General features: G+C 75.3%; 23 protein-coding genes and 1 riboswitch. Of the genes, 15 read left to right on the top strand and 8 right to left on the bottom strand.

The features are described 5' to 3' along the window. The first annotated feature begins 53 nt into the window (after positions 1 to 53). A complete protein-coding gene (locus tag ASG41_RS13140) occupies positions 54 to 950 on the top strand; it encodes an SRPBCC family protein (protein WP_056295429.1) in 897 nt (298 codons plus the stop codon). Positions 951 to 1,043: 93 nt separating this feature from the next. On the opposite strand, the gene ASG41_RS13135 is transcribed toward ASG41_RS13140, so the two are convergent. The 4 genes from ASG41_RS13135 to ASG41_RS13120 all read right to left on the bottom strand — a co-directional run bounded on the left by ASG41_RS13135 (position 1,044) and on the right by ASG41_RS13120 (position 5,040). Continuing rightward, positions 1,044 to 1,655: an alpha/beta family hydrolase gene (locus tag ASG41_RS13135; RefSeq protein ID WP_235564776.1), complete on the bottom strand. Its 612-nt coding sequence runs from the start codon at positions 1,653 to 1,655 to the stop codon at positions 1,044 to 1,046. Positions 1,656 to 1,660: 5 nt separating this feature from the next. Beyond that, positions 1,661 to 3,547, bottom strand: coding sequence for a MinD/ParA family protein (locus tag ASG41_RS13130; protein WP_056295426.1), 1,887 nt, complete (start codon positions 3,545 to 3,547; stop codon positions 1,661 to 1,663). Positions 3,548 to 3,652: 105 nt separating this feature from the next. Then, on the bottom strand, positions 3,653 to 4,330 hold the full coding sequence (locus ASG41_RS13125; protein ID WP_056295424.1) for an HAD-IA family hydrolase: 678 nt from the start codon (positions 4,328 to 4,330) through the stop codon (positions 3,653 to 3,655). After that, on the bottom strand, positions 4,327 to 5,040 hold the full coding sequence (locus ASG41_RS13120; RefSeq protein WP_082556903.1) for a DedA family protein: 714 nt from the start codon (positions 5,038 to 5,040) through the stop codon (positions 4,327 to 4,329). Before ASG41_RS13120 ends, ASG41_RS13125 begins: the two co-directional genes overlap by 4 nt. A 51-nt stretch (positions 5,041 to 5,091) precedes the next feature. On the opposite strand from ASG41_RS13120, the gene ASG41_RS13115 reads away from it, so the two are divergent. Next, the gene (locus tag ASG41_RS13115) at positions 5,092 to 6,390 is read left to right on the top strand and encodes an amidohydrolase family protein (RefSeq protein WP_056295421.1); all 1,299 of its coding nucleotides are present in this window, start codon (positions 5,092 to 5,094) and stop codon (positions 6,388 to 6,390) included. Positions 6,391 to 6,392: 2 nt separating this feature from the next. On the opposite strand, the gene ASG41_RS13110 is transcribed toward ASG41_RS13115, so the two are convergent. Both ASG41_RS13110 and ASG41_RS13105 read right to left on the bottom strand, forming a co-directional pair. Then, positions 6,393 to 7,190, bottom strand: a complete 798-nt coding sequence (locus ASG41_RS13110; protein WP_056295418.1) for an MBL fold metallo-hydrolase — start codon at positions 7,188 to 7,190, stop codon at positions 6,393 to 6,395. Between the two features lie 32 nt (positions 7,191 to 7,222). Continuing rightward, the gene (locus ASG41_RS13105; protein WP_200938864.1) at positions 7,223 to 7,723 is read right to left on the bottom strand and encodes a low molecular weight protein-tyrosine-phosphatase; all 501 of its coding nucleotides are present in this window, start codon (positions 7,721 to 7,723) and stop codon (positions 7,223 to 7,225) included. A gap of 43 nt (positions 7,724 to 7,766) precedes the next feature. Between ASG41_RS13105 and ASG41_RS13100 the strand changes: the two genes are divergently transcribed. From ASG41_RS13100 to ASG41_RS13090, 3 genes are all read left to right on the top strand, one after another. Next, positions 7,767 to 9,281: a TldD/PmbA family protein gene (locus tag ASG41_RS13100; protein ID WP_056295415.1), complete on the top strand. Its 1,515-nt coding sequence runs from the start codon at positions 7,767 to 7,769 to the stop codon at positions 9,279 to 9,281. A 5-nt stretch (positions 9,282 to 9,286) separates the two neighbouring features. Further along, entirely contained in the window at positions 9,287 to 10,666 is a 1,380-nt protein-coding gene (locus tag ASG41_RS25290) for a metallopeptidase TldD-related protein (protein WP_304438032.1), read from the top strand. A gap of 51 nt (positions 10,667 to 10,717) precedes the next feature. After that, positions 10,718 to 10,798: riboswitch (ZMP/ZTP riboswitch) on the top strand. Between the two features lie 20 nt (positions 10,799 to 10,818). Beyond that, a complete protein-coding gene (locus tag ASG41_RS13090; RefSeq protein ID WP_056295409.1) occupies positions 10,819 to 12,264 on the top strand; it encodes a glycine hydroxymethyltransferase in 1,446 nt (481 codons plus the stop codon). Positions 12,265 to 12,366: 102 nt separating this feature from the next. Here ASG41_RS13090 and ASG41_RS13085 read toward each other — a convergent pair whose 3' ends face one another. Both ASG41_RS13085 and ASG41_RS13080 read right to left on the bottom strand, forming a co-directional pair. Next, positions 12,367 to 14,262, bottom strand: coding sequence for a hypothetical protein (locus ASG41_RS13085; protein WP_157519407.1), 1,896 nt, complete (start codon positions 14,260 to 14,262; stop codon positions 12,367 to 12,369). A gap of 251 nt (positions 14,263 to 14,513) precedes the next feature. Continuing rightward, positions 14,514 to 15,749, bottom strand: a complete 1,236-nt coding sequence (locus ASG41_RS13080) for a hypothetical protein (protein WP_056295401.1) — start codon at positions 15,747 to 15,749, stop codon at positions 14,514 to 14,516. Positions 15,750 to 15,936: 187 nt separating this feature from the next. Here ASG41_RS13080 and ASG41_RS13075 point away from each other — a divergent pair, with 187 nt between their 5' ends. From ASG41_RS13075 to ASG41_RS13030, 10 genes are all read left to right on the top strand, one after another. After that, positions 15,937 to 16,143 carry a hypothetical protein gene (locus tag ASG41_RS13075; protein WP_056296523.1) on the top strand — a complete coding sequence of 69 codons (207 nt, stop codon included), beginning with the start codon at positions 15,937 to 15,939 and terminating at the stop codon, positions 16,141 to 16,143. Then, on the top strand, positions 16,131 to 16,493 hold the full coding sequence (locus ASG41_RS13070; RefSeq protein WP_056295398.1) for a Fic family protein: 363 nt from the start codon (positions 16,131 to 16,133) through the stop codon (positions 16,491 to 16,493). Before ASG41_RS13075 ends, ASG41_RS13070 begins: the two co-directional genes overlap by 13 nt. Before the next feature lie 136 nt (positions 16,494 to 16,629). Then, the gene (locus ASG41_RS13065) at positions 16,630 to 17,472 is read left to right on the top strand and encodes an amidohydrolase family protein (protein ID WP_056295395.1); all 843 of its coding nucleotides are present in this window, start codon (positions 16,630 to 16,632) and stop codon (positions 17,470 to 17,472) included. Positions 17,473 to 17,498: 26 nt separating this feature from the next. Next, a complete protein-coding gene (locus ASG41_RS13060; RefSeq protein WP_082556902.1) occupies positions 17,499 to 18,032 on the top strand; it encodes an MSMEG_0572/Sll0783 family nitrogen starvation response protein in 534 nt (177 codons plus the stop codon). Between the two features lie 35 nt (positions 18,033 to 18,067). Then, the gene (locus tag ASG41_RS13055; RefSeq protein ID WP_235564775.1) at positions 18,068 to 19,108 is read left to right on the top strand and encodes an MSMEG_0568 family radical SAM protein; all 1,041 of its coding nucleotides are present in this window, start codon (positions 18,068 to 18,070) and stop codon (positions 19,106 to 19,108) included. Next, entirely contained in the window at positions 19,105 to 20,574 is a 1,470-nt protein-coding gene (locus ASG41_RS13050) for an MSMEG_0567/sll0787 family protein (protein WP_082556901.1), read from the top strand. Before ASG41_RS13055 ends, ASG41_RS13050 begins: the two co-directional genes overlap by 4 nt. Next, positions 20,571 to 21,425 (top strand): carbon-nitrogen hydrolase family protein, encoded by an 855-nt coding sequence (locus tag ASG41_RS13045; protein WP_056295389.1) that lies wholly within the window; start codon positions 20,571 to 20,573, stop codon positions 21,423 to 21,425. The genes ASG41_RS13050 and ASG41_RS13045 overlap by 4 nt, the downstream gene beginning before the upstream one ends. Continuing rightward, positions 21,422 to 22,750, top strand: coding sequence for an MSMEG_0569 family flavin-dependent oxidoreductase (locus ASG41_RS13040; protein WP_056295386.1), 1,329 nt, complete (start codon positions 21,422 to 21,424; stop codon positions 22,748 to 22,750). Before ASG41_RS13045 ends, ASG41_RS13040 begins: the two co-directional genes overlap by 4 nt. Continuing rightward, positions 22,747 to 23,562, top strand: coding sequence for a carbon-nitrogen hydrolase family protein (locus ASG41_RS13035; protein WP_056295383.1), 816 nt, complete (start codon positions 22,747 to 22,749; stop codon positions 23,560 to 23,562). The genes ASG41_RS13040 and ASG41_RS13035 overlap by 4 nt, the downstream gene beginning before the upstream one ends. After that, positions 23,559 to 24,644 carry an MSMEG_0565 family glycosyltransferase gene (locus ASG41_RS13030; protein ID WP_056295380.1) on the top strand — a complete coding sequence of 362 codons (1,086 nt, stop codon included), beginning with the start codon at positions 23,559 to 23,561 and terminating at the stop codon, positions 24,642 to 24,644. Before ASG41_RS13035 ends, ASG41_RS13030 begins: the two co-directional genes overlap by 4 nt. Positions 24,645 to 24,689: the final 45 nt, after the last annotated feature.

The raw sequence follows: 24,689 nt of genomic DNA, 5'->3' as shown, positions 1-24,689 counted from the left end.
GTCCCGAGAGGGGCGGGCCGGCCGTTGTCCGCCACCCACCTGGAGGTCCAGCAGTGCAGTTGGAGAACTCGTTCATCGTCCCCGTGCCCATCGACGACGCCTGGCGGGTGCTGCTGGACATCGAGCGGATCGCGCCCTGCATGCCCGGCGCGGCCCTGGACTCCGTCACCGGTGACGACTTCACCGGGCGGGTCAAGGTCAAGCTCGGCCCGATCAACCTGACCTACGCGGGCAAGGCCTCCTTCATCGAGAAGGACGAGGCCACCCACAAGGCCGTCATCGACGCCCGCGGCAAGGACCAGCGCGGCAACGGCACGGCCGCCGCCGTCGTGACCGCGCAGCTGCAGGACGAGGGCACCTCGACCCGGGTCAACGTGCTCACCGACCTCAACATCACCGGCCGCCCGGCCCAGTTCGGCCGCGGCGTGATGACCGACGTGGGGAACAAGCTGCTGGGCCAGTTCGCCGACAAGCTCGCCGCCCAGCTGGGCACCAGCGACGAGCAGCACGCCCTGGACCAGGCCGCCGCTGCCGAGAAGCAGGAGCCCACCGTCAAGGGCGCGGTCGCCGAGGCCGCCGCGACGGCTGCCGGTGCCGTGGGCGAGGTGGCCGAGTCGGTCGCCTCGACCGACGCCGACAACCCGGTCGCGGAGGCCGCCCGCACCGCCGGGGCGGCCACCGCCCAGGCCGCCGACAAGGCCGCGGACAAGGCATCCTCGGCCGCGAAGGCACCCAGCAAGCCGCCGTCGGGCACCACCGCCCCGCCGAACAAGCCCGGCACCTCCGGCCCGGCCGCCTCGCGCCCGCGCCCGGTGCAGTCCGAGCCCGAGCCGATCGACCTGCTCGAGGTCGCCGGCGGTGCTGCGTTCACCCAGTTCGCCAAGCCCGCCGCGATCGGCGTCGGTGCCCTGGTCCTGGTGGCACTGGTGGTCCGCCGCTTCCGCCGCTGAGCCCTGCACGTCCCGACCGCCCGGCACCTGCCCGTCAGGTGCCGGGCGGTCGTGCGTCCAGGGGCAGGTGCGTCCGGCTCGGGTGAGGGCGGCTCAGCCGAGGGTGGGCAGCCAGCCGGCGACGGCGGCGCGGACGGCGTCCGGGTCGGCCTTCATCGCGTGGTCGCCGCGGACGGGGGCCACCAGCGCCGGGTGACCGGCCAGCGCGGCGGTCACCTCGTCGGGCCCGCCGAAGGCGTCGGTGCGGCCCTGCACCACCAGCGTGGGGACGACGACGCCGGTCAGCTCGGCGATCCGGGTCTTCTCCGGCCTGCCGGGCGGGTGCAGCGGGAACGCCAGGCACAGCACACCGGCCGCGCCCAGTGCGGCGGCGGTCCGGCAGGCCACCCGGGCACCGGCGCTGCGGCCCCCGAGGACGACCGGGCCGGCCAGCAGGTCGGTGACCCCGGCGTGCACCGCCAGCCAGCCCTCGTCCAGCCGGGGCGGGGCGGGGGCGATCCGCTTGCCGGCGACCCGCCAGGGCTGCTCGACCCGCAGCACCCGCCACCCGGCGTCCGTGCCGGCCGCGGTGGCGGCCAGCAGGTCCGGGGCCTCGATGCCGCCGCCGGCGCCGTGCCCCAGCAGCAAGATGCCGACGACGGCCCCGGCCGGCTCGTCGACGGTGACCCGCGCGGGGCCGTGCGGGGTGTCGACGAGCCGCTGCACCGGGGTCAGGCGACGGGCTTGCGCTGCAGCGGGGGCATCGCGAAGCCGTCGGCGACGTGCGCGGACAGCTCCAGGAACGCCTGCCGGGCGGGCGCGCCGACCCGGTCCAGGTCGATGAGCCCGCCGGTGACCAGGTGCTGGTCGTAGGGGATCTCGACCACGGCGCGGCAGCGGGCGGCGAAGTGGTCCCGGACCATGCCCATGTCGACGTCGCCGGTGTTGGGCCGGACGCTGGAGATGACGGCGACCGAGCGGGACACGAGCTCCTCGTGGCCGTGCGCGATCAGCCAGTCCAGGGTCTTGCTGGCCCGGCTGGCGCCGTCCACGGAGGGCGCGCCGACGACGACGAGGGAGTCGGCGATGGCCAGCGTCCCGGACATCGCCGAGTGCAACAGGCCGGTGCCCGAGTCGGTCAGGATGATGTTGAAGTAGCGGGCCAGGATGTCCGCGACGGTGCGGTACTCCTCCTCGCTGAACGCCTCGGACAGCGCCGGGTCCTGGTCGGAGGCGAGCACCTGCAGGCGACCGGCCAGCGAGGTGAACGCCGAGACGTCGGTGAACGACCGGATCTCCTCGACCGCGGCGAGCAGGTCGCGGACGGTCACGTCGGTGACGTTGGTCAGCCGCTCGGCCAGGGTGCCGGCGTCGGGGTTGGCGTCGACGGCGACGACCCGGTCCCCGCGGTGGTGGGCCAGCGTGAGGCCCAGGCAGCAGGTGGTGGTGGTCTTGCCGATGCCGCCCTTGAGGCTGACGACGGCGATCCGGTTGCTGCCACGCACCGGCGTGGTCACCCGGGCGACCAGCGCCCGGTGCTCGACCTCGGCGGGGGAGAGCCCCGGGTTGTAGGTGCCGCCGCTGGCCTTGTGCACGAACCGGCGCCAGCCCCGGGTCGGGGTCTCGGTGGTCTGGCGCAGCAGCGACTGGGAGGTCAGGGACGGCGGCGGGCCGGCCGACTGCTGGCCCTGCGGCTGCCAGCTCGAGGACGTGCTGCCCTGGCTGCCCCACCCGCCGGAGGACGGCTGCTGCTGACCCCACTGCTGGCCCTGCTGGCCGGACTGGTCCTGCGGGGCGGGCTGGCCGTAGGGGCCCTGCTGTCCCTGCGGCTGGCCCTGCGGCTGGCCCTGGGGCGGGGTGGCCGGGGACTGGTGCCGGGCACCGTCCTGCTGCTCCCAGGGACGGGCGCCGGGCGGGGGCTCCCACGCCTGCTGCTGAGGGGCCTGCTGCTGAGGGGCCTGCTGCTGCGGAACCTGCTGCTGCGGGGCCTGCTGCTGCGGGGCCGACGGCTGTCCCGGGGTCGCGGTGGGGGACTGCCAGGCGCCGCTGGGCTCCCAGGCCGGCGGCGGCTGGTCGGCCGGGCGCCAGGAGGCCGCGCCGTTCTCCGCGGCGGGCGCCGGGCTCGCGGGCTGGGCCGGGCTCGCGGGCTGGGCCGGGCTCGCGGGCTGGGCCGGGCCCGCGGGCTGGGCCGGGGTGCTCGCGCTCTCGGCCTGCGCGTCCTGCTGCCAGGACGGCGGCTGCTGCCAGGAGGCGATCTGGTCCTGCTGGGTCTGCTCCCAGCTGCGCTCGTCGGCCGGCGTGGTGGGCTGCGCGGCGGACTGCTCCCACGACGCGGCCGCCGGGGCGGCGGCGGGGGTCTGCCAGCTGGACTGCTCCCAGCTCGCCGACTGCGCCCAGTCCGCGGCAGCCGGTGCCGGCTCGGGGGAGCCGTCGAGCCGGATCTCCCGGGTGGACTCGGTGGGGCTCTCGGTCCCGCTGCCGGACCAGCTGTCCACCGAGGCCTGCCACCGGTCGCCGTCGGTGCGGCGCGGGGCGTCCTGCGAGGGGGCCTCGACGTCGTCCCCGGCGGCTCGGCCGGCGTCGTCGTCGGCTCGGCGGTCGTCTGGGCGGTCGGACACGGGTGGCCCCCATCGTGGTCTGCATCGTGCTCGGAGAGGCACCGGCGAGGCGCCGGTGAGCGTCGCGGTCACGCTAGTGCAGCCATCCGGTCCCGGCAGGTCCGCTCACCCGGTGGGGGGCAGTGCCAGCAGGCCGCGGACCACCTCGACGAGGTCCGCGCCGCGCACGTGCGGCTCGCCGAACACCGCGGCGTGCCGACGCTCGGCCCGGGCGGCCCAGCCACCGGTCAGCCCGGCCTGCTGGGCGCCGTGCACGTCCCACGCGTGGACGGCGACCAGCGCCAGGTCCGCCGGGACGACGTCGCACACCCCCGCGGCCCACAGGTACACCTCGCGGGCCGGCTTCCAGGCCCGGATCGCCTCCGAGGACAGCGACCGCTCGACCAGGTGGTCCACCCCGCCGCGGGCCAGGCCGGCCTCGGCGACCCCGGGTGCGCCGTGGGTCAGCGTGACGGCCCGGACGCCGGCGTCGGCCAGCAGCTGCAACGCCGGGGCGACGTCGGGGTGCGGGGAGAGCCCACCGAAGGCGTCGGCCACGCCGGACCGGTCCGCGGCGGAGAGGTCGGTCAGCTGCGTCAGCGCGGCGTCGAATGCCTCCCGGAAGGAGCACCAGGTGCCGGCGGTGGCCGCGGCGAACCCGGTGCCCAGGGTGCGGGAGAAGACCGTGCCGAACAGCTCGCCGGGCACGCCGTGCGCGACCAGGGCGTCCCGGACGGGGGCCAGGTCCAGCAGCGTCTCGTTGACGTCGAAGGCCACGACCCGCGGCCGGGACCGACCGGTCACGGGGTGTCGACGTCCTCGCGCTCGCCGTGCCGCTCGACGACCCGGTCGGCGGAGTGCCGGCCGGGCGGGCCGGTGCGGCGCTGCTCGCGCTTCTCCTTGACGGCCCGGTAGACGAACCAGACGACGGCACCGACGACGGCCACGTAGATCAGGTAGTCGACGTAGTGCAGGTAGTCGTTGACCACCGGGCCCAGGGCGACCCCGAGCCCGATCAGCAGGCTGTTCCAGATCAGCGACCCGGCCGCGGTGTAGAGCAGGAACTGCGGCCACGGCATCTTCACCACGCCCGCGGGCACCGAGACGAAGCTGCGCACGATCGGCACCATCCGGCCGAAGAACACCGCGGACCGACCGTGCCGCACGAACCAGTCGAAGGTGCGGTCGACGTCCTCGGTCTTGACCAGCGGCAGCCGGTCGAGGAACAGGTGCGAGCGACGGGGGCCCAGCGACCGGCCGACCTGGTAGAGCACCGCAGCTCCGACGACGGACCCGAGGGTGGCGGCCACGATCATCGGGACGAGCAGGCTCGTGTCCTCGCTGATCAGCACCCCGGCCAGGCCGAGGACGGCCTCACTGGGGATCGGCGGGACGACGGTCTCCAGCAGGATCGCGAACCCGACGCCCACCGGGCCCAGGGTCTGGACGACGTCGAGCAGCCACCCGGTGATCCCGCCCTGGTCGGCGGACGCTGCTGCGGCGAGGACGGACATGGGCCCACGGTATCGGCGGGGTCGGCGTCAGGCGCACTACCGTCCGGGGACATGCAGCGCTTCACCGCCCGGGCCGTCGTCGTCGGGGACCGGGCCGGCACCGTCGTCCCCGACGCCGTGCTGGACGTCGAGGACGGCGTCATCAGCTGGGTGGGCCCCGCGGGCGACGCCCCGGAGGCCCCCGGGGCCGAGGTGACCGCCCTCCCCGGCGTCCTCACCCCCGGCATGGTCAACACCCACTCGCACGCGCCGATGGTGCTGTTCCGGGGGCAGGGCGAGGGCCTGCCGCTGGACCGCTGGCTGCGCGAGGTGATGTGGCCGCGCGAGGCCCGGCTGACCCCCGAGGACATCGAGGTCGCGATGACCGCGGCGTCGGCGGAGATGCTGCGGCACGGCGTGACGACCAGCGTGGAGATGTACTTCCAGCCCGAGCGGATCGCGACGGCGGTGCGGGCCACCGGCGCCCGGACGATCGTGGCCAACCCGTTGATCGGCCTGCCCGGCCACGGGACCTTCGACGAGCAGCTGCAGACGGCGGTGTCGCTGGCCGCCTCCTCGGACCCGCAGGTCGAGTTCGGCATCGGCCCGCACTCGGCCTACACGGTGCCCCTGGAGGTCCTCCGGGACGCCGGTGTGGCAGCCCGGGAGCACGGCCTGCTGCTGACGATCCACGTCGCGGAGACCGCCACCGAAGGCGACGAGCTGCTGGCCACCCACGGGCTGAGCGTCCCGCAGCTGCTGGCCGCCCACGACGTCCTCGGTGGCCGGGTGCTGGCCGACCACTGCGTGCACATGGACGACGCCGACCTGGAGCTGTGGCGGGAGTACGACGTCGCTGTCGCGCACTGCCCGGGCTCCAACACCAAGCTGGCCAGTGGCACCGCCCGGCTGCGGGACATGCTGGACCTGGGCATCCGGGTCGGCATGGGCACCGACGGGCCGGCGTCCAACGACAACCTGGACCTCTTCGAGGACCTCCGGCTGGCCGCCCAGCTGGCCCGGCTGCGCGAGCGGGACGCCACCGCGATCACCGCGCCGGAGGCCTTCTGGCTGGCCACCGGCGCGGCCGCGGCCGCCGTCGACCGGCCCGACCTGGGCCAGCTGACCGCGGGCCGGCGCGCGGACCTGGTGCACGTGGACAGCGACGACATCGCCTTCGTGCCGGTCGGGGACCCCACCGACCTGCTCACCCACCTGGTCTGGTCGGTCGGCTCCCGGCACGTGCGCGACACCTGGGTCGCCGGCCGGCAGGTGGTCCGGGACGGCGTCTCCACCACCGTCGACGAGCGGGAGCTGCGTGCGCAGGTGCAGGAGCGGGCGATGCGGCTGGCCGCGGAGGCCCGCGGCTGAGCTCAGGGGCGCAGGTCCACGGTCTGCCCGCGCGCCACCGTCCGCACGACGCCGGGCGCCCGTCGCCGGGCCACCTCCTGCACGAGGGCCCCCAGCGGGTCCCGGAACACCCCGTAGTCGTCGTAGTGCACCGGCACGGTCAGCCCCGGGCGCAGCAGCTCGACCAGGTCGGTGCCCTGACGGGCGTCCATGGTCACCAGGAACGGTCCGATCCTCGTGCCGCCCAGGTGCGGCACCATCGCGTCCAGCGGGCCGCAGCGCTCGAGCACCTCGGCCAGCACCGGGCGCAGCAGGGTGTCCCCGGTGACGTAGCCCCGCCAGGTGACCGCACCGTCCCGGACCAGCTCCAGCACGCTGCCCATCACCTGCGGCAGCAGCCGGGCCAGCGGGCCGGGGCCGTGCACGCCGGGCACCGAGGTGACCCGCAGCGTGGCGCCGTCCCGGTCGAGGGTGGTGGTCTGCCAGGGGCGGAGGTCCTCGGTGGCGGTGAACCCGCGGTCGGCCAGGCAGCGCGCGGCCTCCGGCGTCGTCACCACCCGCAGCGGCCTGGGCAGCTCGGCGGTGGCGACCCGGTCCCAGTGGTCGCCGTGCATGTGGCTGAGCAGCACGGCGTCGAGCTCGGGCAGGTCGGCCGGGGTGATCGCCGGGTCGGTCAGCCGGCGGCTGCGCAGCCCGTACCCCAGGTGGGCGAGCTGGCCGCGGTGCAGGAAGTTGGGGTCGGTGAGCAGGGTGAACGGGCCCAGCCGGAGCAGGGTCGTCGCGGTCCCGCCGAAGGTCAGGGTGACGTCGTCTCCGGGCACCCCGAGGCCCTACCCGGCGTCCCCGGGGCGACTCACCGGTCGGCGAGGAGCTCCGGCAGTCCGGCGACCAGGCCGGCGCACGCTGCCTCGACCTGCCGGTACACGGTGTTGAAGCCCTCGGGGCCCCCGCCGTAGGGGTCCGGGACGGACTGGTCCGGGTCGCCGTCGGGGTCCAGGTCGCGCAGCAGCACGACGCGGGGACGGCGCCGGTCGCCCACCATCTCCTGCAGGTCGGCGAGGTTGGCGGTGTCCATCGCGACGAGCAGGTCGAACTCCCCGACCCGGTCGGCCGTCATCTGCTGGGCCACGTGCCGGGAGGGGTCCAGGCCGTGCGCGCGCAGCTCGGTGGCGGAGCCGGGGTCCATCGGGCCGCCCACGTGCCAGTGCCCGGTGCCGGCCGAGGTGACGACGACCCGGTCCCCGAGCCCCTCGTCCTCGACCATCTGCCGCAGCACCACCTCGGCGATCGGGGAGCGGCAGATGTTGCCCAGGCAGACCATCGAGACGCGGTACGGGTCCTCAGCAGTGCTCACGAACCGAGTCTCCTCCGTCGGTCCCGGCTGGTAGACAAGGGACGTGGCAGAACACCGCTCGGTCGACGAGTCGTTCCTCGCTCTCCCGCTGTCCGCGCTCACCGACGCGGCCCTCACCCGGGCCGTCGACCTGGGCTGCGAGCACGCCGACATCCGGGTGGAGCGGATCCGCACCCAGACGCTGCGGCTGCGCGACGCCCGGGTCGAGGCGGCCGCCGACGGGGAGGACCTGGGCCTGGCCGTCCGGGTCGTGCACGAGGGCACCTGGGGCTTCGCCGCCGGGGTCGTGCTGACCGCCGCGGAGGCGGTCCGGCTGGCCGAGGAGGCGATGCTGGTCGCCCAGGTGTCGGCCGCGGTGAACACCGACCGGGTGGAGCTCGCCCCCGAGCCGGTGTACCCCGACGCCGAGTGGGTCTCGGCCTACGAGGTCGACCCGTTCGCCGTCCCGGAGGCGGAGAAGACCGGGCTGATGGTCGAGCTGTCCGAGCGGCTGCTGGCCGCCGACGGCGTCGAGCACGTGCAGAGCGACGTCATGCACGTCAAGGAGCAGAAGTACTACGCCGACACCGCTGGCACCCGCACCCGCCAGCAGCGGGTCCGGATCCACCCGACGTTCACCGCGCTGACCGTCGACCGGGCCACCGGCGGCTTCGAGTCGATGCGCACGCTGGCCCCGCCGGCCGGGCGCGGCTGGGAGTACCTGACCGGCGACACCTGGGACTGGCGCGGCGAGCTCGCCGAGATCCCCGAGCTGCTGCGGGAGAAGACGAAGGCGCCCTCGGTCGAGGCCGGCCGCTACGACCTGGTCGTCGACCCGTCCAACCTGTTCCTCACCATCCACGAGTCCATCGGGCACGCCACCGAGCTGGACCGGGCGCTGGGCTACGAGGCCGCCTACGCCGGGACGTCGTTCGCGACCGTCGACGGTCTGGGCAGCCTGCAGTACGGCTCGCCGCTGATGAACGTCACCGGGGACCGCACCGCGGTGCACGGCCTGTCCACCGTCGGCTGGGACGACGAGGGCGTCGCCGGCCAGCAGTGGGACATCGTCAGGGACGGCGTGCTGGTCGGCTACCAGGTGGACCGCAACACGGCGCCCAAGGGCGGACTCTCCCGGAGCAACGGCTGCGCCTTCGCCGACAGCGCCGCGCACGTGCCGGTGCAGCGGATGGCCAACGTCTCCCTGCAGCCGGCACCCGGCGGGCCGAGCACCGAGGAGATCATCGCCGGCGTCGACCGCGGGATCTACGTCGTCGGTGACAAGAGCTGGTCGATCGACATGCAGCGGTACAACTTCCAGTTCACCGGGCAGCGGTTCTACCGGATCGAGGGCGGCCAGCTCGCCGGCCAGCTCAAGGACGTCGCCTACCAGGCGACGACGACGGAGTTCTGGGGCTCGATGACCCGGGTGGGCGGTCCGCAGACCTACGTCCTGGGCGGCGCCTTCAACTGCGGGAAGGCCCAGCCGGGCCAGGTCGCGCCGGTCAGCCACGGCTGCCCGAGCGCGCTGTTCGAGAACACGACCATCCTCAACACGGTGCAGGAGGGCGGTCAGTGAGCGCCATGACCGGACAGCAGATCGTCGAGGCCGCGCTGGCCGCCTCCACCGTCGACGGGCAGGTCACCTACGTCGTCGACAGCTCCGAGGCGAACCTGCGCTGGGCCAGCAACAGCCTGACCACCAACGGCGCGATGCGCTCGCGGCAGGTCGTCGTCATCAGCTTCGTCGACGGCGGCGCGGGCATGGCCACCGGCACGGTCGCCCGCACCGGGACCCCGGACGTCGCTGCGCTGGTCGCCGCCAGCGAGCAGGCCGCGCGCGACGCCGGCCCGGCCGAGGACGCCGTGCCGCTGGTCAGCGACGTGCCCCCGGGGTCGGGGGACTGGGACGCCGAGCCCGCCTCCACCTCCATCGAGGTCTTCCGGGACTTCGCCCCCGCGCTGGGCCAGGCCTTCGGCGAGGCCGGCGCCCGCGACGAGCTGCTGTTCGGGTTCGCCGAGCACCAGATGTCCACCACCTACCTGGGCACCTCGACCGGCCTGCGGTTGCGGCACGACCAGCCCACCGGCCGGGTGGAGCTCAACGGCAAGAGCCGCGACTTCGGCCGCTCGGTGTGGGCCGGGGTCGGGACGCGGGACTTCTCCGACGTCTCGGTCGAGGCCCTCGCCGCCGACGTGCAGCGCAAGATGGCCTGGTCCCAGCGCCGGGTCGAGCTGCCGGCCGGCCGCTACGAGACGCTGCTGCCGCCCTCCACGGTCAGCGACCTGATGATCTACGCCTACTGGACGATGGAGGCCCGGGACGCCGACGAGGGCCGCAACGTCTACGCCAGGGCCAGCGGCGGCAACCGGATCGGCGAGCGGATCGCGGCGCTGCCGCTGACCCTGCGCAGCGACCCGAACGAGCCGGGCCTGGAGTGCGCGCCCTTCCAGGTGGTCGGTGGCTCCTCGGGCATGTCCTCGGTGTTCGACAACGGGATGGCCACCCCGGCGATCGACTGGATCTCCGGTGGCACGCTGACCAACCTGATCCGGCCGCGCGCCTGGGCCCTGCAGCAGACCGCCCCGGCCACCGCCGCGCTGGACAACCTGGTGCTGGAGGACCCGACGTCGACGGTGTCGACCGAGGAGATGATCGCCTCCACCGAGCGCGGGCTGCTGCTGACCACGCTCTGGTACATCCGCGAGGTCGACCCGCAGTCGCTGCTGCTCACCGGGCTCACCCGGGACGGCGTCTTCCTCGTCGAGGACGGCGAGGTGACCGGTGCGGTCAACAACTTCCGGTTCAACGAGTCCCCGGTGTCCCTGCTGGGCCGGGCCACCCAGGCCAGCCGCAGCGAGCAGACGCTGCCCCGGGAGTGGAACGACTGGTTCACCCGGGCCCGGATGCCGATGCTGCGGGTGCCGGACTTCAACATGAGCTCCGTCAGCCCGGCCAGCTGAGACGCCGGCCGGCTGAGACCGCGAGGGTGCCCGGTGCCGCCGGGTACCCTCGCCGCGGACCGTGACTGGCGCACAGGTGGGTCACCACCGGGGAGCGGTCCCGTCGTGACGCCGCGCGCCTGGGCACCCACCGGAGCCCGGAGGCACCCCTCATGACCAGCACCCCGTCCACCGTGTCCACCGCGTCCGCGGCGAGCACCGCCTTCCGCAGCGCCCTCGAGGTCATCGCCCAGGTCGAGCCGCGGGTCGCCGCAGCGATCGGCCAGGAGCTCACCGACCAGCGCGAGAGCCTCAAGCTCATCGCCAGCGAGAACTACGCCTCACCCGCCGTGCTGCTGGCGATGGGCAACTGGTTCTCCGACAAGTACGCCGAGGGCACCCCCGGGCGCCGGTTCTACGCGGCCTGCCAGAACGTCGACACCGTCGAGGAGCTGGCCGCCGAGCACGCCCGCGCGCTGTTCGGCGCCGAGCACGCCTACCCGCAGCCGCACTCGGGGATCGATGCGAACCTGGTCGCCTTCTGGTCGATCCTGGCCCACCGGGTGGAGTCCCCGGCCCTCGCCGAGGCCGGGGTGAAGAACGTCGACGCGCTCACCACCGAGGACTGGGCGGTGCTGCGCCGCTCGCTGGGGGACCAGCGGATGCTGGGCATGAGCCTGGACGCCGGCGGCCACCTCACGCACGGGTTCCGGCCCAACATCAGCGGCAAGATGTTCGAGCAGGCCAGCTACGGCACCGACCCGGAGACCGGGCTGATCGACTACGCGGCGCTGCGCGCCCAGGCCCGCGAGTTCCGCCCGCTGGTGCTGGTCGCCGGGTACTCCGCCTACCCGCGGCTGGTCGACTTCGCCGCGATGCGGGAGATCGCCGACGAGGTCGGCGCCACCCTGATGGTCGACATGGCGCACTTCGCCGGACTGGTCGCCGGGAAGGTGCTGACCGGTGACCTGGACCCGGTGGCGCACGCCGACGTCGTCACCACCACCACGCACAAGTCGCTGCGCGGGCCGCGCGGCGGGATGGTGCTGTGCACCGCGGAGTACGCGCCCTCGGTCGACCGGGGCTGCCCGCTGGTGCTCGGCGGGCCGCTGCCGCACGTGATGGCGGCCAAGGCCGTCGCCTTCGCCGAGGCCCGTCGTCCCGACTTCGCGGACTACGCGCAGGCGGTCGTCGCCAACTCCCGGGCGCTGGCCGAGGGGCTGCTGCGCCGCGGCGTCCGGCTGGTCACCGGTGGCACCGACAACCACCTGGTGCTCGCCGACGTCGGGGCCGCCGGCCTGACCGGGCGCCAGGCCGAGGCGGCGCTGCTGGAGGCCGGGCTGGTCACCAACCGCAACGCCGTGCCCGCCGACCCGAACGGCCCCTGGTACACCTCCGGCATCCGGTTCGGCACCCCCGCGCTGACGACCCGCGGGCTGGGGGAGGCCGAGCTGACCGAGGTGGGCGAGCTGGTGGCCGACGTCCTCACCGCCACGCAGGCCGAGGGGGAGTCCAAGGTGCGCTACCGGCTGGACGCCGCCGTCGCCCAGCGCACCCGGGCCCGCGCCGCCGAGATCGTCGGTGCCCACCCGCTGTACCCCGGCGTCGAGCTGGTCTGACCCGCACGCGCGACCGCCCCGCCCCCGGAGCGGGGACGGGGCAGTCGTGGGTGGTGCTCCGGACCGCCGCCCCGGGGCAGGGGACGGCGGTCCGGGGGTGGGTCAGACCTCCTGCAGCTGACGCCGGCGCGAGACCAGCGACAGGCCGAGACCGGCGCCCAGGGCCAGCAGGCCCAGGGACAGCGGGGCGGCGAGGTCGGCACCGGTGTAGGCCAGCGAGTCCGAGGACGAGCCGGCGGCGACGGGCGTGTAGCCGGTGGTGACCGTGTGGACCGCCGCGGCCGAGGCCGGGTGGACGACGGTGACCGGGTGGACGACGGCGACCGGGTGGACGGCGACCGGCGCGACGGCCGGGGCCGCCGGGTGGACGACCGGGGCGGCCGGGGCAGCCGGGGTCTCCGGGTGCGCCGGGGTGCCGGGCTGGGCCGGGGTGCCCGGGTGGGCCGGGGTGCCCGGCTGCGCCACGTGGTCGACCGGGCAGCCGCCGGCGGCGTGCACCGCGCAGCCACCGCCGGCCGAGGTGTTGCCCGAGGCCGAGGTGCCGTTGGTGGCGGAGCCGCCGTTGCCGCCGGTGCTGGTGTTGGTGGCGGCGCCGGTGGTGGTCACCGGGTTGCAGTTGTTGTCGCTCTTGTAGTTGAAGCAGATGACGTAGACGGTGGCGCTGCTGGTGGCGGAGCCGCTGTTGTGGCCGTTGCCGCCGGTGACGTTGCCGCTGTTGTGCACGTACTGGCCCTCGGCGCTGCCGCCGCCGGCCACGGTCGGGGCGATGACCAGGGTGCCCGCGCCGCCACCGCCCACGGACTCCGAGCTGCCGGAGACCCCGCCGCCGACGGCCTTGCCGCCACCGGCCGAGGTGCTGCCCGACGCCGAGGTGTTGTTCGCGGCGTTCCCGCCGTTGCCCCCGGTGCTGGTGTTCGTGGCCGGCCCGGTGGTGGTCACCGGGTTGCAGTTCATGTCGCTCTTGTAGTTGAAGCAGACGACGTAGACGGTGGCGCTGCTGTCCGCGGAGCCGCTGTTCCAGCCGTCCCCACCGGTCACGTCCCCGCTGTTGACGGCGGTGTTGCCGGTCGCCGTCCCGCCGCCGGCCGCGGTCGGGGCGTAGACGACGGTCCCGGCCCCGGCGCCCCCGGAGCCACCGGTGCCCTGCTGGCCGCCGAGGTGGCCGGCCAGCCACTCCAGGAACGCGCTGAGGTCCACGCTCTCGGAGGAGGCGTCGACGTCCGAGCCGGTCGCCGTGCCGCCGCCCGCGCTGGTGGTGCCGCTGGCGGTGGTGGTGTTGCCGGCCGCCCCGCCGTTGCCGCCGGTGCTGGTGTTGGTGGCCGCCCCGGACGAGGTCTCCGGGTTGCAGTCGTCGTCGCTGTGCACGTTCGCGCACAGGACGAGCCCGCCGGCCCCGCTGGTGGCCGCACCGGAGTTGTCGCCGTCCCCACCGGTCACGTCGCCGCTGTTGTCGGCCTCGTTGCCGACCGCCTCGCCGCCGCCGGCGACGGTCGGTGCGTCGACCGCCGTCACCGCGCCGCCCCCGGCTCCGCCCTCGGAGGAGCCGCCGCCGCCGACGGACTCGGAGCTGGCGTCGACGTCGGCGCCGGTCGCGGTGCCGCCTCCCGCCGTGGTGTCGCCGGTGGCGGTGGTGGTGTTCGTGGCCGCCCCGCCGTTCCCGCCGTCGCTGGTGTTGGTCGCCGGCCCTGAGCTGGTGGTGGGCGAGGAGTTGCCGTCGCTGTGCACGTCCACCGAGGCCACGACCGTGGTGGCCGAGCTGGTGGCGGAGCCGGAGTTGTCGCCGTCCCCGCCGGTGACGTCACCGGAGTTGCTGGCCGTGTTGCCCACGGCCTCGCCGCCCCCGGCGGCGGTGCCGACGTCGACGACGGTGACCGAGGTCGAGCCGACGGCCTCGGACGTCGCGCTGACGTCCTCCGCGCTGGCGGTTGCCTGGCCGAGGAGGAAGAGCCCTCCGGCCATCGTCGCGACGGCGAGGCCGTTGCGCACTGTTCGCTTCATCTGTGACGTTTTCCTTCGCGCTGTGTGCGTCGTTGCGCACGAACGGTGGTGCGGGATGGGTGCTGCGGGGTGGTGCGGTCGAGCCCCCGTGGGTGGCGCGAACCCGTGGTGCCGGCGTCCCGAGCGGTGCTCGGTGGGCGGGGCCGTGTGCGCGGTCCGGGAGGCAGTCCGGTTCTGCCTGCCGGGTCGCCCGTCGTGGTGTGCCCCCCGCGGACACAGCGGGGACGGGGCGAGGCGCGCGGGCGACCGGGTCAGTCGGGGCGGGCGCTGGGGTCGTCGGCGACGGCGACGACCGGGGCCACGGCGGCGAGGCTGCGCGCGGTGGCGGTGCCGGCCAGCAGGGCCGACGACGGGGGGTGCGGGACGACGACGCTGGGGGCGCCGACCGGGCCGCTGCCGGTGGTCCCGGCGCTGCTGGTGCTGCACCCGGCCGAGACGGCCACGGGGGCCTCCGGGCTGCCGGGCACCGGGGCGAGGGGGACCAGGGGGAGGCCGGTGTCCGCGCCGGCGGGCACCGCGGAGCCGGCCGGGGTGGGCAGCAGCTGGGCGGACTCGGTCAGTGCGGTGGCGGTGGTGCCGGCGTGCGTCGGGCGGGCCCCGCGCTCGGCGCCGGCCGCAGCCGACCAGGCGCCGCCGGCGGGACCCGCCGCGGCGGCGGTGCCGGCGGGGGCCAGGCAGTGCACGCCGGGGTCGACCGCGGTGCCGGCGACGGCGACCGGCAGGGCGCCGTCCGCGGTCGCTGTGTCGGATGCCGTCACGGTGCCGTCCGCGGCTGGGGTGGCGGTCGACCCGGCGGCGCCGTCGACGGTGCGGGGTTCGCCGTCGGCCTCGGCCGGGGTGTCGTCGGTGGCCGGGGCCGTCGCGGTGCCGGCGGTCGGGTCCTCGGTCGGCGGACCCGAGGTCGAGGGACCCGCCGTCGAGGGACCCGCGGTCGACGGGGTGCCGGCGGTCGTGGTGGTCCCGGTGGTGGTGGTCCCGGTGGTGTCCGGGGTCGGGTCGGCAGGGGCCACCGCCGTGTCCCCGTCGAGGACGGCCGCGGTGGTGGTGACGGCGGACGATGCCGCGCCGGTCGGGGTCGTGTCGGTCGTGGCGCCGTCGCCGTCGCCGTCCCCGGGCTCGTCGGCGGGTGGTGGGTCGCCGGCCGGCGCCGTCGCGGCGGACACGTCGTCCACGGACCCTGGTGCGGACCCGGGGTCGGCTGGGGCCGTCGGATCGACCGGGAGGCTGGTGGTGGCCGCGTCCGGGACCGCGCCCGGGTCGGCGTCGGCGGGTGACGGCCCGTCCCCGGGTGCCGGCTGGGCCGCGCTCTGGGTGGCGACCGGGTCTTCCGCGGGCGACTGGTCGTCGGCGGCCGCGGGTCCGGCGAGGGCGGTGAGGGCGGCCGCCGAACCGAGGCCCAGGACGGCTCCGGTCAGCACGCGCCGCAGCCACGGCCGGCCACCGGACGGCGGGCGGCCGTCCTCGGTGGGCACGGCGGGCTGGGTCACGGGGCGAAAGCTAGGAAGCCGTGGCCCCGATCACCACCCGTCACCCCGGATCGGGCACGATGACGGCGTGTCGCGCTGAAACCAGGCACGAACCGTTTCGTCCCGGGTGCACAGAGTCACGAGACGGCACAAACGGCTCGGAGTGGTACCGCTGGTGGTATCACTCTGTCGGGGGTTCCAGATGGCCATGACGCTGCGGCTGACCGCCGCGCAGACCGAGGCGCTGCGGCGCCGCGCGCAGGAAGAGCACGCCTCCATGCAGGAGGTCGCCAAGCGGGCGCTGACGGAGTACCTGGCCGCCCACGACCGGCGCACGCCGCTGGACCTGGTGCTCGACGACGAGATCTCCCGGCACGGGGTGGCACTGCAGGAGCTCGGCCGGTGGAGGGACTGACCGTCGAGGACCTGCTGCAGATCGCCGCCCGGGTGGTCGGCGAGGACGTCCGGGTGCGTGACGCAGGGCTGCTGGTGGCCGCCCTGGCCCGGACCCGGGCGACCGCGGCGGGGGTCGAGGTCTACCCGACGGTGCCCGAGAAGGGCGCGGCCCTGCTGCACTCCCTGGCCACCTCGTTCCCGTTGGTGGACGGCAACCGGCCCTTCGCGCTGGCCGCGACGCTCGCGCTGATGGCGATGGAGGACGAGCCCGCCGGCATCTCCGACGAGGCCGCGGTCGCCCTGGTGACGTCGATCGTCACCGGCAAGGTCGAGGACGTCGGCGCGATCGCCGCGGCCCTGCGGGGCTGAGGGCAGGGCTGAGGGCGGGGCCGTGCGTACTCGGCAACACCGGCGAGACGCACGGCCCCCCGGAGCCCGTCACACGTAACGACATCTCGTTCCGGACGTCACCACACCGAAACCGCGCGCGACCACCGTTCTCCCCATGACCACGGGGGCCCGGCAGTGGGTGCACGACGCGCACCGCCACCTCGGCGTGCTGCCCGCTCACCCCTTCTACGGCGGCCCGCCGGTCAACCCGGACACCACGGCGCGCGGCACGATCGCCCAGCTGCAGGCCGACCTGGACCGCGAGGGCACCGAGTTCGCCCTGGTCATCCCCAACTACGGCGTGCCCGACCCGACGGCGTCCTTCGCGCTCAACGAGCTGGTCGTCGAGGCCGCCCAGACCGACGAGCGGATCCGGGCCGGGTTGTGGACCAGCCCCCGCCCCCAGGACGCCGACGCCACGGCGCAGGCGCTGGCGTTGGCCGGGGAGCAGGGCGTCAGCGCGCTCAAGCTGTCCTTCCTGCTGGGTGGTCGGGCCACCGACGAGGCCTGCCGACCGCAGCTGGACAGCATCTTCGCAGCGGCCCGCGAGCACCACCTCGTCGTCCACGTGCACACCAGTCCGGGCGCGGCCAGCGACATCGACGAGGTCGGCCTGCTGGTCGACCGGTACGCCGACGACGTCGCCGTGCACCTGGTGCACATGGGCGGCGGGATGAGCGGCCACATCAAGCTGATCGGCCAGAAGTTCTTCGCCTGGGTCGCCGGGGGCAAGCGCGTCTACACCGACACCAGCTGGGCCATCGGCTTCGCCCCGCGCTGGTTCGCCGCCGAGATCGAGCGGCACGGCACGGGCCACGACCGCGTCCTCTTCGCCTCCGACCAGCCCTGGGGCGACTTCGCGGGCGAGCACGCCCGCCTCGCGGCGGCGACCGGGGACGGCGAGCTCGCCGACCTGGTCTTCCGCCGCAACTTCGAGCAGCTCCACCGCCTGACCTGACCCACCCACACCCACGGAGGAACCCTGTGACCACCCCGCTCGCATCGCCCGAGGAGATCAAGGCCAACGCGGAGGCCAGCCTCGCCGAGATCCCGCACCCCTCGCTGCCCAAGGGCAGCAACCTCTACGGCTCGACGAAGATCTTCCCGGACTACCAGGCCGGCGAGGGCGAGAGCTACCTGACCCTGGTGCACGGCATCGCGCACGAGTCCTCGGTCAGCTTCGTGGCGTGCCTGCAGGCGCTGCGCGCGCTGCGCAAGGGCTACGACTCGGTCCTGTACTTCTACGGCCCGGCCGCGATGAACGCGATGGCCACCCGTGGCTTCCCGACCACCGGGGACTCCGCCTTCCCGGGCGAGCAGAACATCAACTCCCAGATCGAGAAGTTCATCGAGGAGGGCGGCACGGTCTACGTCTGCCGCTTCGGGCTGAGCCTGCACGGCCTCCGCGAGGAGGACCTGATCGCCGGCTGCATCCCCTGCCACCCGCTGGACGTGCAGGACGCGCTCATCCACTACGCCCGCAAGGGCGCGATCATCAACAGCACCTACAACCTCTGAGTCGCGCGGCCATGACCCGGACGACGAGCACCCGCGTGGACGTCGCGATCCTCGGCGTCCGGGTCGACGCCCCGGTCCGGAGACGGGCCGGGGCTGGCCCCAGCGACGACGGCCACGTCCTGCTCAACGGCATGGGGACGGCGCTGCCGCTCAACGCCGACAGCCCGTACTCGATCAGCGGCGGCCGGCTGCTGCTCGACGGCGCCGACCTCGGCTTCGACGCCGAGGCCATCGAGCGCCCCCGCTTCTACGACCTCACCACCGCCGACGGCGTGCCCTACGAGCAGCTGGCCCGGCTGCACGGCAAGGACGTCCTGGCCACCACCGTCGTGCAGACCTGCATCCGGTACGACGAGGCCGACCGCTGCCGGTTCTGCGCCATCGAGGCCTCGCTGACGGCTGGGTCGACCACCGCGGTGAAGACGCCGGCCCAGCTGGCCGAGGTCGCCGAGGCCGCCGTGCGGCTGGACGGCGTCGCGCAGATGGTGATGACCACCGGCACCACCAACGGCCGCGACCGGGGCGCCCGGCACCTGGCCCGCTGCGTCCGGGCGGTCACCGCGGCGGTGCCCGGGCTGCCGGTCCAGGTGCAGTGCGAGCCGCCGGCCCCGCAGGACCTGGATGCCATCGGTGAGCTGAAGGACGCCGGGGCCACCGCGATCGGCATCCACGTCGAGTCCCTGGACGACGACGTACGGGCCCGCTGGATGCCCGGCAAGGCCACCGTGCCGATGAGCCAGTACGACGCCGCGTGGGACGAGGCGGTGCGCGTCTTCGGGCGCAACAGGGTCTCGACCTACCTGCTGGTCGGGCTGGGGGAGGACCCCGACGAGCTGGTCGCCGGCGCGCTGGACCTCGCCCGCCGCGGTGTCTACCCCTTCGTCGTCCCCTACCGCCCGCTCGCCGGCACGCTGGCGGTGGCCGACGGCGTCGGCCCCCCGGACCCCGCGGTGCTCGAGGACGTCACCACCCGGGTCGCGGCGGGGCTGCGCGCGCTGGGCATGCGCGGTGCCGACCAGGGCGCCGGGTGCGCGGCATGCGGTGCCTGCAGTGCGCTCCAGGCAGCCGGAGCATGAGGGCGCCCGTGGACTCCCTCGAGCGCAACGTGCTGCTGGTCGACCACCGGCTGCCCGCCGTGCCGCCGGCATGGCGCCTCGAGCAGGCCGACGACGACGGGGTCCGGGCGCACCAGCAGCTCCGGCGGCGGGCGTTCGTCGAGGACCAGGGCCTCTTCGCGGGCTCCGACCTGGACGCGACCGACCTGGACGGGCGGACCGTCGTCCTGGTTGCACGTGGAACAACGGGCGAGGTGCTGGGCGGCGTGCGGCTCGCCCCCGCCGACCCGGACGGCCCGGACGTCGGCTGGTGGACCGGTTCCCGCCTGGTCGTCGCCCCGGGCAGCGCACCGGGCACCGGGCCGGCCCTGGTGGCCGCGGCCTGCGCCCGCGCCGAGCAGGCCGGGGCGCTGCGCTTCGACGCGACCGTGCAGGACCGCTTCGTGTCGATGTTCACCCGGCTCGGCTGGCTGACCGTCGGCCCCGCCGAGGTCGCCGGGCGGCCGCACACCGCCGTCACCTGGCCGATCGGCCGGCTGGCCGCGCTGGCGCAGGCGACGAAGTCCCCGCTGGGCGGCCTGCTGGCCGGCCTGCACCTGGGCGGCCCGGGCTTCGTCGGCGACGACGGCGCCCCGGTCCCGGGCACCGACGTCGTCGCCGCGTGCGACGCGATCCTGCCCTCGATGGTCGAGCGCGACCCGGGCTGGGCCGGCTGGTGCGGCGTGCTGGTCAACGTCAACGACCTCAGCGCCATGGGTGCGGCCCCGCTCGGGCTGCTGGACTCCGTCGGCGCGCGGGACGCCTCCTTCGCGGCCCGGGTCGTCGCCGGCCTGCGCGCCGGGTCGCAGGCCTGGGGCGTGCCGGTGCTCGGCGGGCACACCCAGCTCGGCGTCCCCGCGGCGTTGAGCGTGACCGCGCTGGGTCGTACCGACCGCCCGGTCCCGGCCTCGGGCGGGCGACCGGGCCAGCAGGTCCGGCTGACGGCCGACCTCGGCGGGGACTGGCGGCCCGGTGCCACCGGCCGGCAGTGGGACTCCACCACCGGCCGGACGACGGCCGAGCTGCAGTTGATGGGCTCGGTCGTCGCCCGGACCGCCCCCGCCGCGGCCAAGGACGTCTCGATGGCCGGCCTGGTCGGGACGCTGGGGATGCTCGCCGAGGCCAGCGGGTGCGGCGCCGTCCTGGACGTCGCGGCCGTGCCCCGACCGGACGCTGCGAACGTCGGCGACTGGTTCACCTGCTTCCCCGGCTCGGCCTTCCTCACCACCGACGACGCCGACCGCGCCGTCGCCCCCGCCGGGCCGGCGACGACCGGCACCTGCGGCGAGCTCGTCCCCGGCTCCGGCGTGCGACTGCGCTGGCCCGACGGCTCCACCACCTCCGCCCTGACCGGTCCGGTGACCGGTCTGGGCGCCTCCCGTGGAGTGGCAGGGACGCAGATCCCGCGCCGTGGCACTCCACCCGGCAACCCCCAGGAGAGCTCGTGACCACCACGCTCGCCGCCGTCGCCGCACCGTTCGGCCGCGACCTCGACGCCACCTTTGCCCGGATCCAGTCCCTGGTGGACGACGCCCGGGCCCGCGGCGTCCACCTGCTGGCCCTGCCCGAGGCCACCCTCGGTGGGTACCTGGCATCCCTGGGTGACCACGGCGTGACCGAGGTGCTTCCTGAGCACGCCCTGCCCCCCGCCCTGGACGTCGACGGACCCGAGGTCGCCCGGCTGGCCGCGATCGCCGGCGACGTGGTGGTCACCGCCGGGTTCTGCGAGTCCGACGGCACCCGGCGGTACAACACCGCGGTCGCCGTCACCGGGGACGGCGTCCTCGGCGTGCACCGCAAGGTGCACCAGCCGCTGGGGGAGTCGAACTCCTACGCGGCCGGCGACGGGTTCCGTGCCTTCCAGACGCCGGTCGGCCGGATCGGGATGATGATCTGCTACGACAAGGCCTTCCCCGAGGCGGCCCGCACGCTGGCCGTCGACGGGGCCGAGATCGTGGTCTGCATGTCGGCCTGGCCCGGCTCGCGGACCGGTGCTGCCGCCGACCTGGCGGAGGACCGCTGGACCCGCCGGTTCGACCTGTTCGACCAGGCCCGGGCGCTGGAGAACCAGATCGTCTGGGTGTCGGCGAACCAGTCGGGCACCTTCGGCTCGCTGCGCTTCGTGTGCAGCGCCAAGGTGGTCGGACCGGGCGGTGACGTGCTGGCCACGACCGGCGTCGCGCCCGGGACCGCGGTCGCCACCGTCGACGTCGGCGAGGTGCTCGCCGGGGCGCGGCGGTCGATGGGGCACCTGCGGGACCGCCGTCCCGAGACCTACGGGCTGGCGGTGCCGGCATGACGCTCACCGAGGCCGCCGGCACCCGCACCGGCCTGCCGGCACACGTGCCGGTCGCGGTCGTCGGCGGGGGCCAGGCCGGGCTGTCGATCAGCTGGCACCTGGTCCAGCGCGGCGTCGAGCACGTCGTGCTGGAGCGGGAGACCGTCGCACACGAGTGGGTCGACGCCCGTTGGGACACCTTCTGCCTGGTCACGCCCAACTGGCAGTGCCAGCTCCCGGGCTGGCCGTACGCCGGTGACGACCCCGACGGCTTCATGCTGCGCGAGGAGATCGTCGACTACGTGCGGTCCTACGCGGCGTCGTTCGACCCGCCGGTGCACGAGGGCGTGGCCGTCACCCGGCTCGCCCCCGCCGCCGGGGGCGGCTACACGCTGGCCACCAGCGCCGGGGAGCTGCACGCCGACCAGGTCGTGCTGGCCGTCGGCGGCTACCACCTGCCCGTCGTCCCGCCCTACGCCTCGGCGCTGCCCGACGGGATCACCCAGCTGCACTCGCAGGCCTACCGGAACCCCGGGCAGCTGCCCGACGGCGAGGTGCTCGTCGTCGGCACCGGGCAGTCCGGCGCGCAGATCGCCGAGGACCTGCACCTGGCCGGCCGCCGGGTGCACCTGGCGGTGGGGAGCGCGCCCCGGATCGCGCGCCGGTACCGCGGCCGCGACGTCGTCGCCTGGCTGCACGACATGGGCCACTACGACCTGCCCGTCGAGCAGCACCGGGACGGCGAGGCCGCCCGGGTCGGCACCAACCACTACGTCACCGGCCGGGACGGCGGCCGCGACATCGACCTGCGCACGTTCGCCGCGGAGGGCATGCGGCTCTACGGCACGCTCACCGGGCTGGCCGGCACGACCCTCACCTTCGCGCCGAACCTGACCGAGCACCTGGACCGCGCGGACGCCGTGGACGACAGCGCCAAGGACGTCATCGACCGGCACGTGGACGCCGCCGGCATCGACGCGCCCACCGAGCCCCGCTACGTGCCGGTCTGGGCACCCCACGAGGACCCGACCGCACTCGACGTCGCCGAGATCAGCAGCGTGGTCTGGGCGATCGGGTTCCGGGCCGACTGGTCGTGGGTGGACGTGCCGGTCTTCGACGGCGCCGGGTACCCCACCCACGTCCGTGGGGTCACCGCCGCGCCCGGGCTCTTCGTGCTCGGGCTGCCGTGGCTGCACACCTGGGGATCGGGCCGGTTCGCCGGCATCGCCCGGGACGCCGAGTTCGTCGCCGAACGGATCACCGAGCTCACGGCGGCGGGTACCCGCACCGGGCTGGGCAGCGCACCGGACACGGCCGCCGCGGCGTCGGCGTCCCGGACGGCGTGAGGCTCGCCGCGGTCTCGGCGCACTTCGGCCGGGACGTCGGCGCCTGCGTGGCCAAGGTGGAGGCCATCACCTCCGACGCCCGGGCACAGGGGGTGGACCTGCTGGTCTTCCCCGACGCCACGCTGGGCGGCTACCTCGGCGGGTTCGGTGCGGTGGGGGAGACCGGGCTGCCGCCGGCGCTGGCCGCCGACGACGAGGTCTTCGCCCGGGTGGCCGCCGCGGCCGGTCCGACGGTGGTCTGCCTGGCCTACCGCGAGGCCGCTGACGGCCGGTTCTTCAACAGCGCCGTCTGCCTGACCGGGGACGGTGTGCTGGGCAGGCACCGCAAGGTGCACCAGCCCGCGGGCGAGGTGGCCGCCTACTCGGCCGGTGACGCGTTCACCGCCTTCGACACCCCGGTCGGCCGGCTGGGCATGCTGGTCGACTACGACAAGACCTTCCCCGAGGCCGCCCGCGCCCTCGCCGGGGACGGCGTCCACCTGCTGGCCTGCCTGTCGGCGTGGCCGGCCTCGCTGACCGACCGGGCGCCGCGGCTGCTGCAGGACCGGCAGTCCCGGCTCTTCGACCTCTACGACTGCGCCCGGGCCGCGGAGAACCAGGTCGTGGTGGTCTCGGCCAACCAGACCGGCACGATGGGCCGACTGCGGTTCCTGGGCCAGTCCAAGGTGGTCGGACCCGGCGGTGACGTGCTGGCCCGGACCTGGGCCAAGGCCGGTCTCGCCGTCGCCGACCTCGACGTCGCCGGCGAGGTCAGCCGTTCCCGGCTGGTGCTGTCCCACCTGCGCGAGCGCCGTCCGGACGCCTACTCGTGAGGCTCGCGCTGCTCACCTACTCGACGAAGCCCCGCGGCGGGGTCGTGCACACCCTGGCGTTGGCCGAGGCGCTGGCCCGGGCCGGTCACGACGTGGACGTCTGGTCGCTGGGCCGCGGCGGGGACAGCGCGTTCTTCCGCGCCGTCGACCCCCGGGTGACCCTGCGACTGGTGCCCTTCCCCGACGTCCCGGGTGAGGACGTCGGGGCGCGGATCCTGCGTTCCATCGCGGTGCTGGGCGCGGCCTTCCGGGACGAGGCCTACGACGTCGTGCACGCCCAGGACTGCATCTCGGCCAACGCCGTGCCCGGCTGCGTCCGCACCGTGCACCACCTGGACGTGTTCACCACCCCGGAGCTCGCGGCCTGCCACGAGCGGGCCGTCGTCGAACCGCGGGCACTGGTCTGCGTCTCGGCCGCCGTGGCCGCCGAGGTGGCGACCGGCTGGGGTCGGGTGGCCACGGTCATCCCCAACGGCGTGGACGCCGCCCGGTTCGCCCGGTCCGCCGGCCCGGCGGGCGCGGCCGGGCGACGACGGTGGCGGGACCGGCTGGGGGCCTACGTGCTGGCCGTCGGCGGGATCGAGCCGCGCAAGGGCACCCGCGACCTGGTCGAGGCGATGGCCCTGGTCCACCGGCAGCGGCCCGACCTCGAGCTCGTCGTCGCCGGCGGGGAGACGCTCTTCGACTACCGGACCTACCGGGCCGAGGTCGATGCCCGGGCCGCGGAGCTCGGCGTCCGGCCGGTCGTGCTGGGCCCGGTCGACCACGACGAGCTGCCCGCGCTGGTCGCCGGCGCGGCCGTGTTCGCCTTCCCCTCGACCAAGGAGGGCTTCGGGCTGGCCGCGATGGAGGCCCTGGCCGCGGGGGTGCCGGTGGTGACCCGGGACCTGCCGGTGCTGCGCGAGGTCTTCGGTGCCACGGCCGCCTTCGCCGTCGACCCACCGGGGTTCGCCGACGCGCTGGTGAGCGCCGCCGGGACCCGCGACCCGGCCCGTGCCCGAGCGGGCCGGGTGCTGGCGGGGGCGCACGACTGGGATGCCGCTGCCGCTGCCCACCTGGGGCTCTACGACGACCTGCGGTGATCGGAACCCACCCCTCACGGCACCGACACGGCCCGGAAACGACCC

The organism is Modestobacter sp. Leaf380, from assembly GCF_001424485.1.
Lineage (GTDB): Bacteria > Actinomycetota > Actinomycetes > Mycobacteriales > Geodermatophilaceae > Klenkia.
This window is presented reverse-complemented; position numbering and strand designations above follow the sequence as displayed.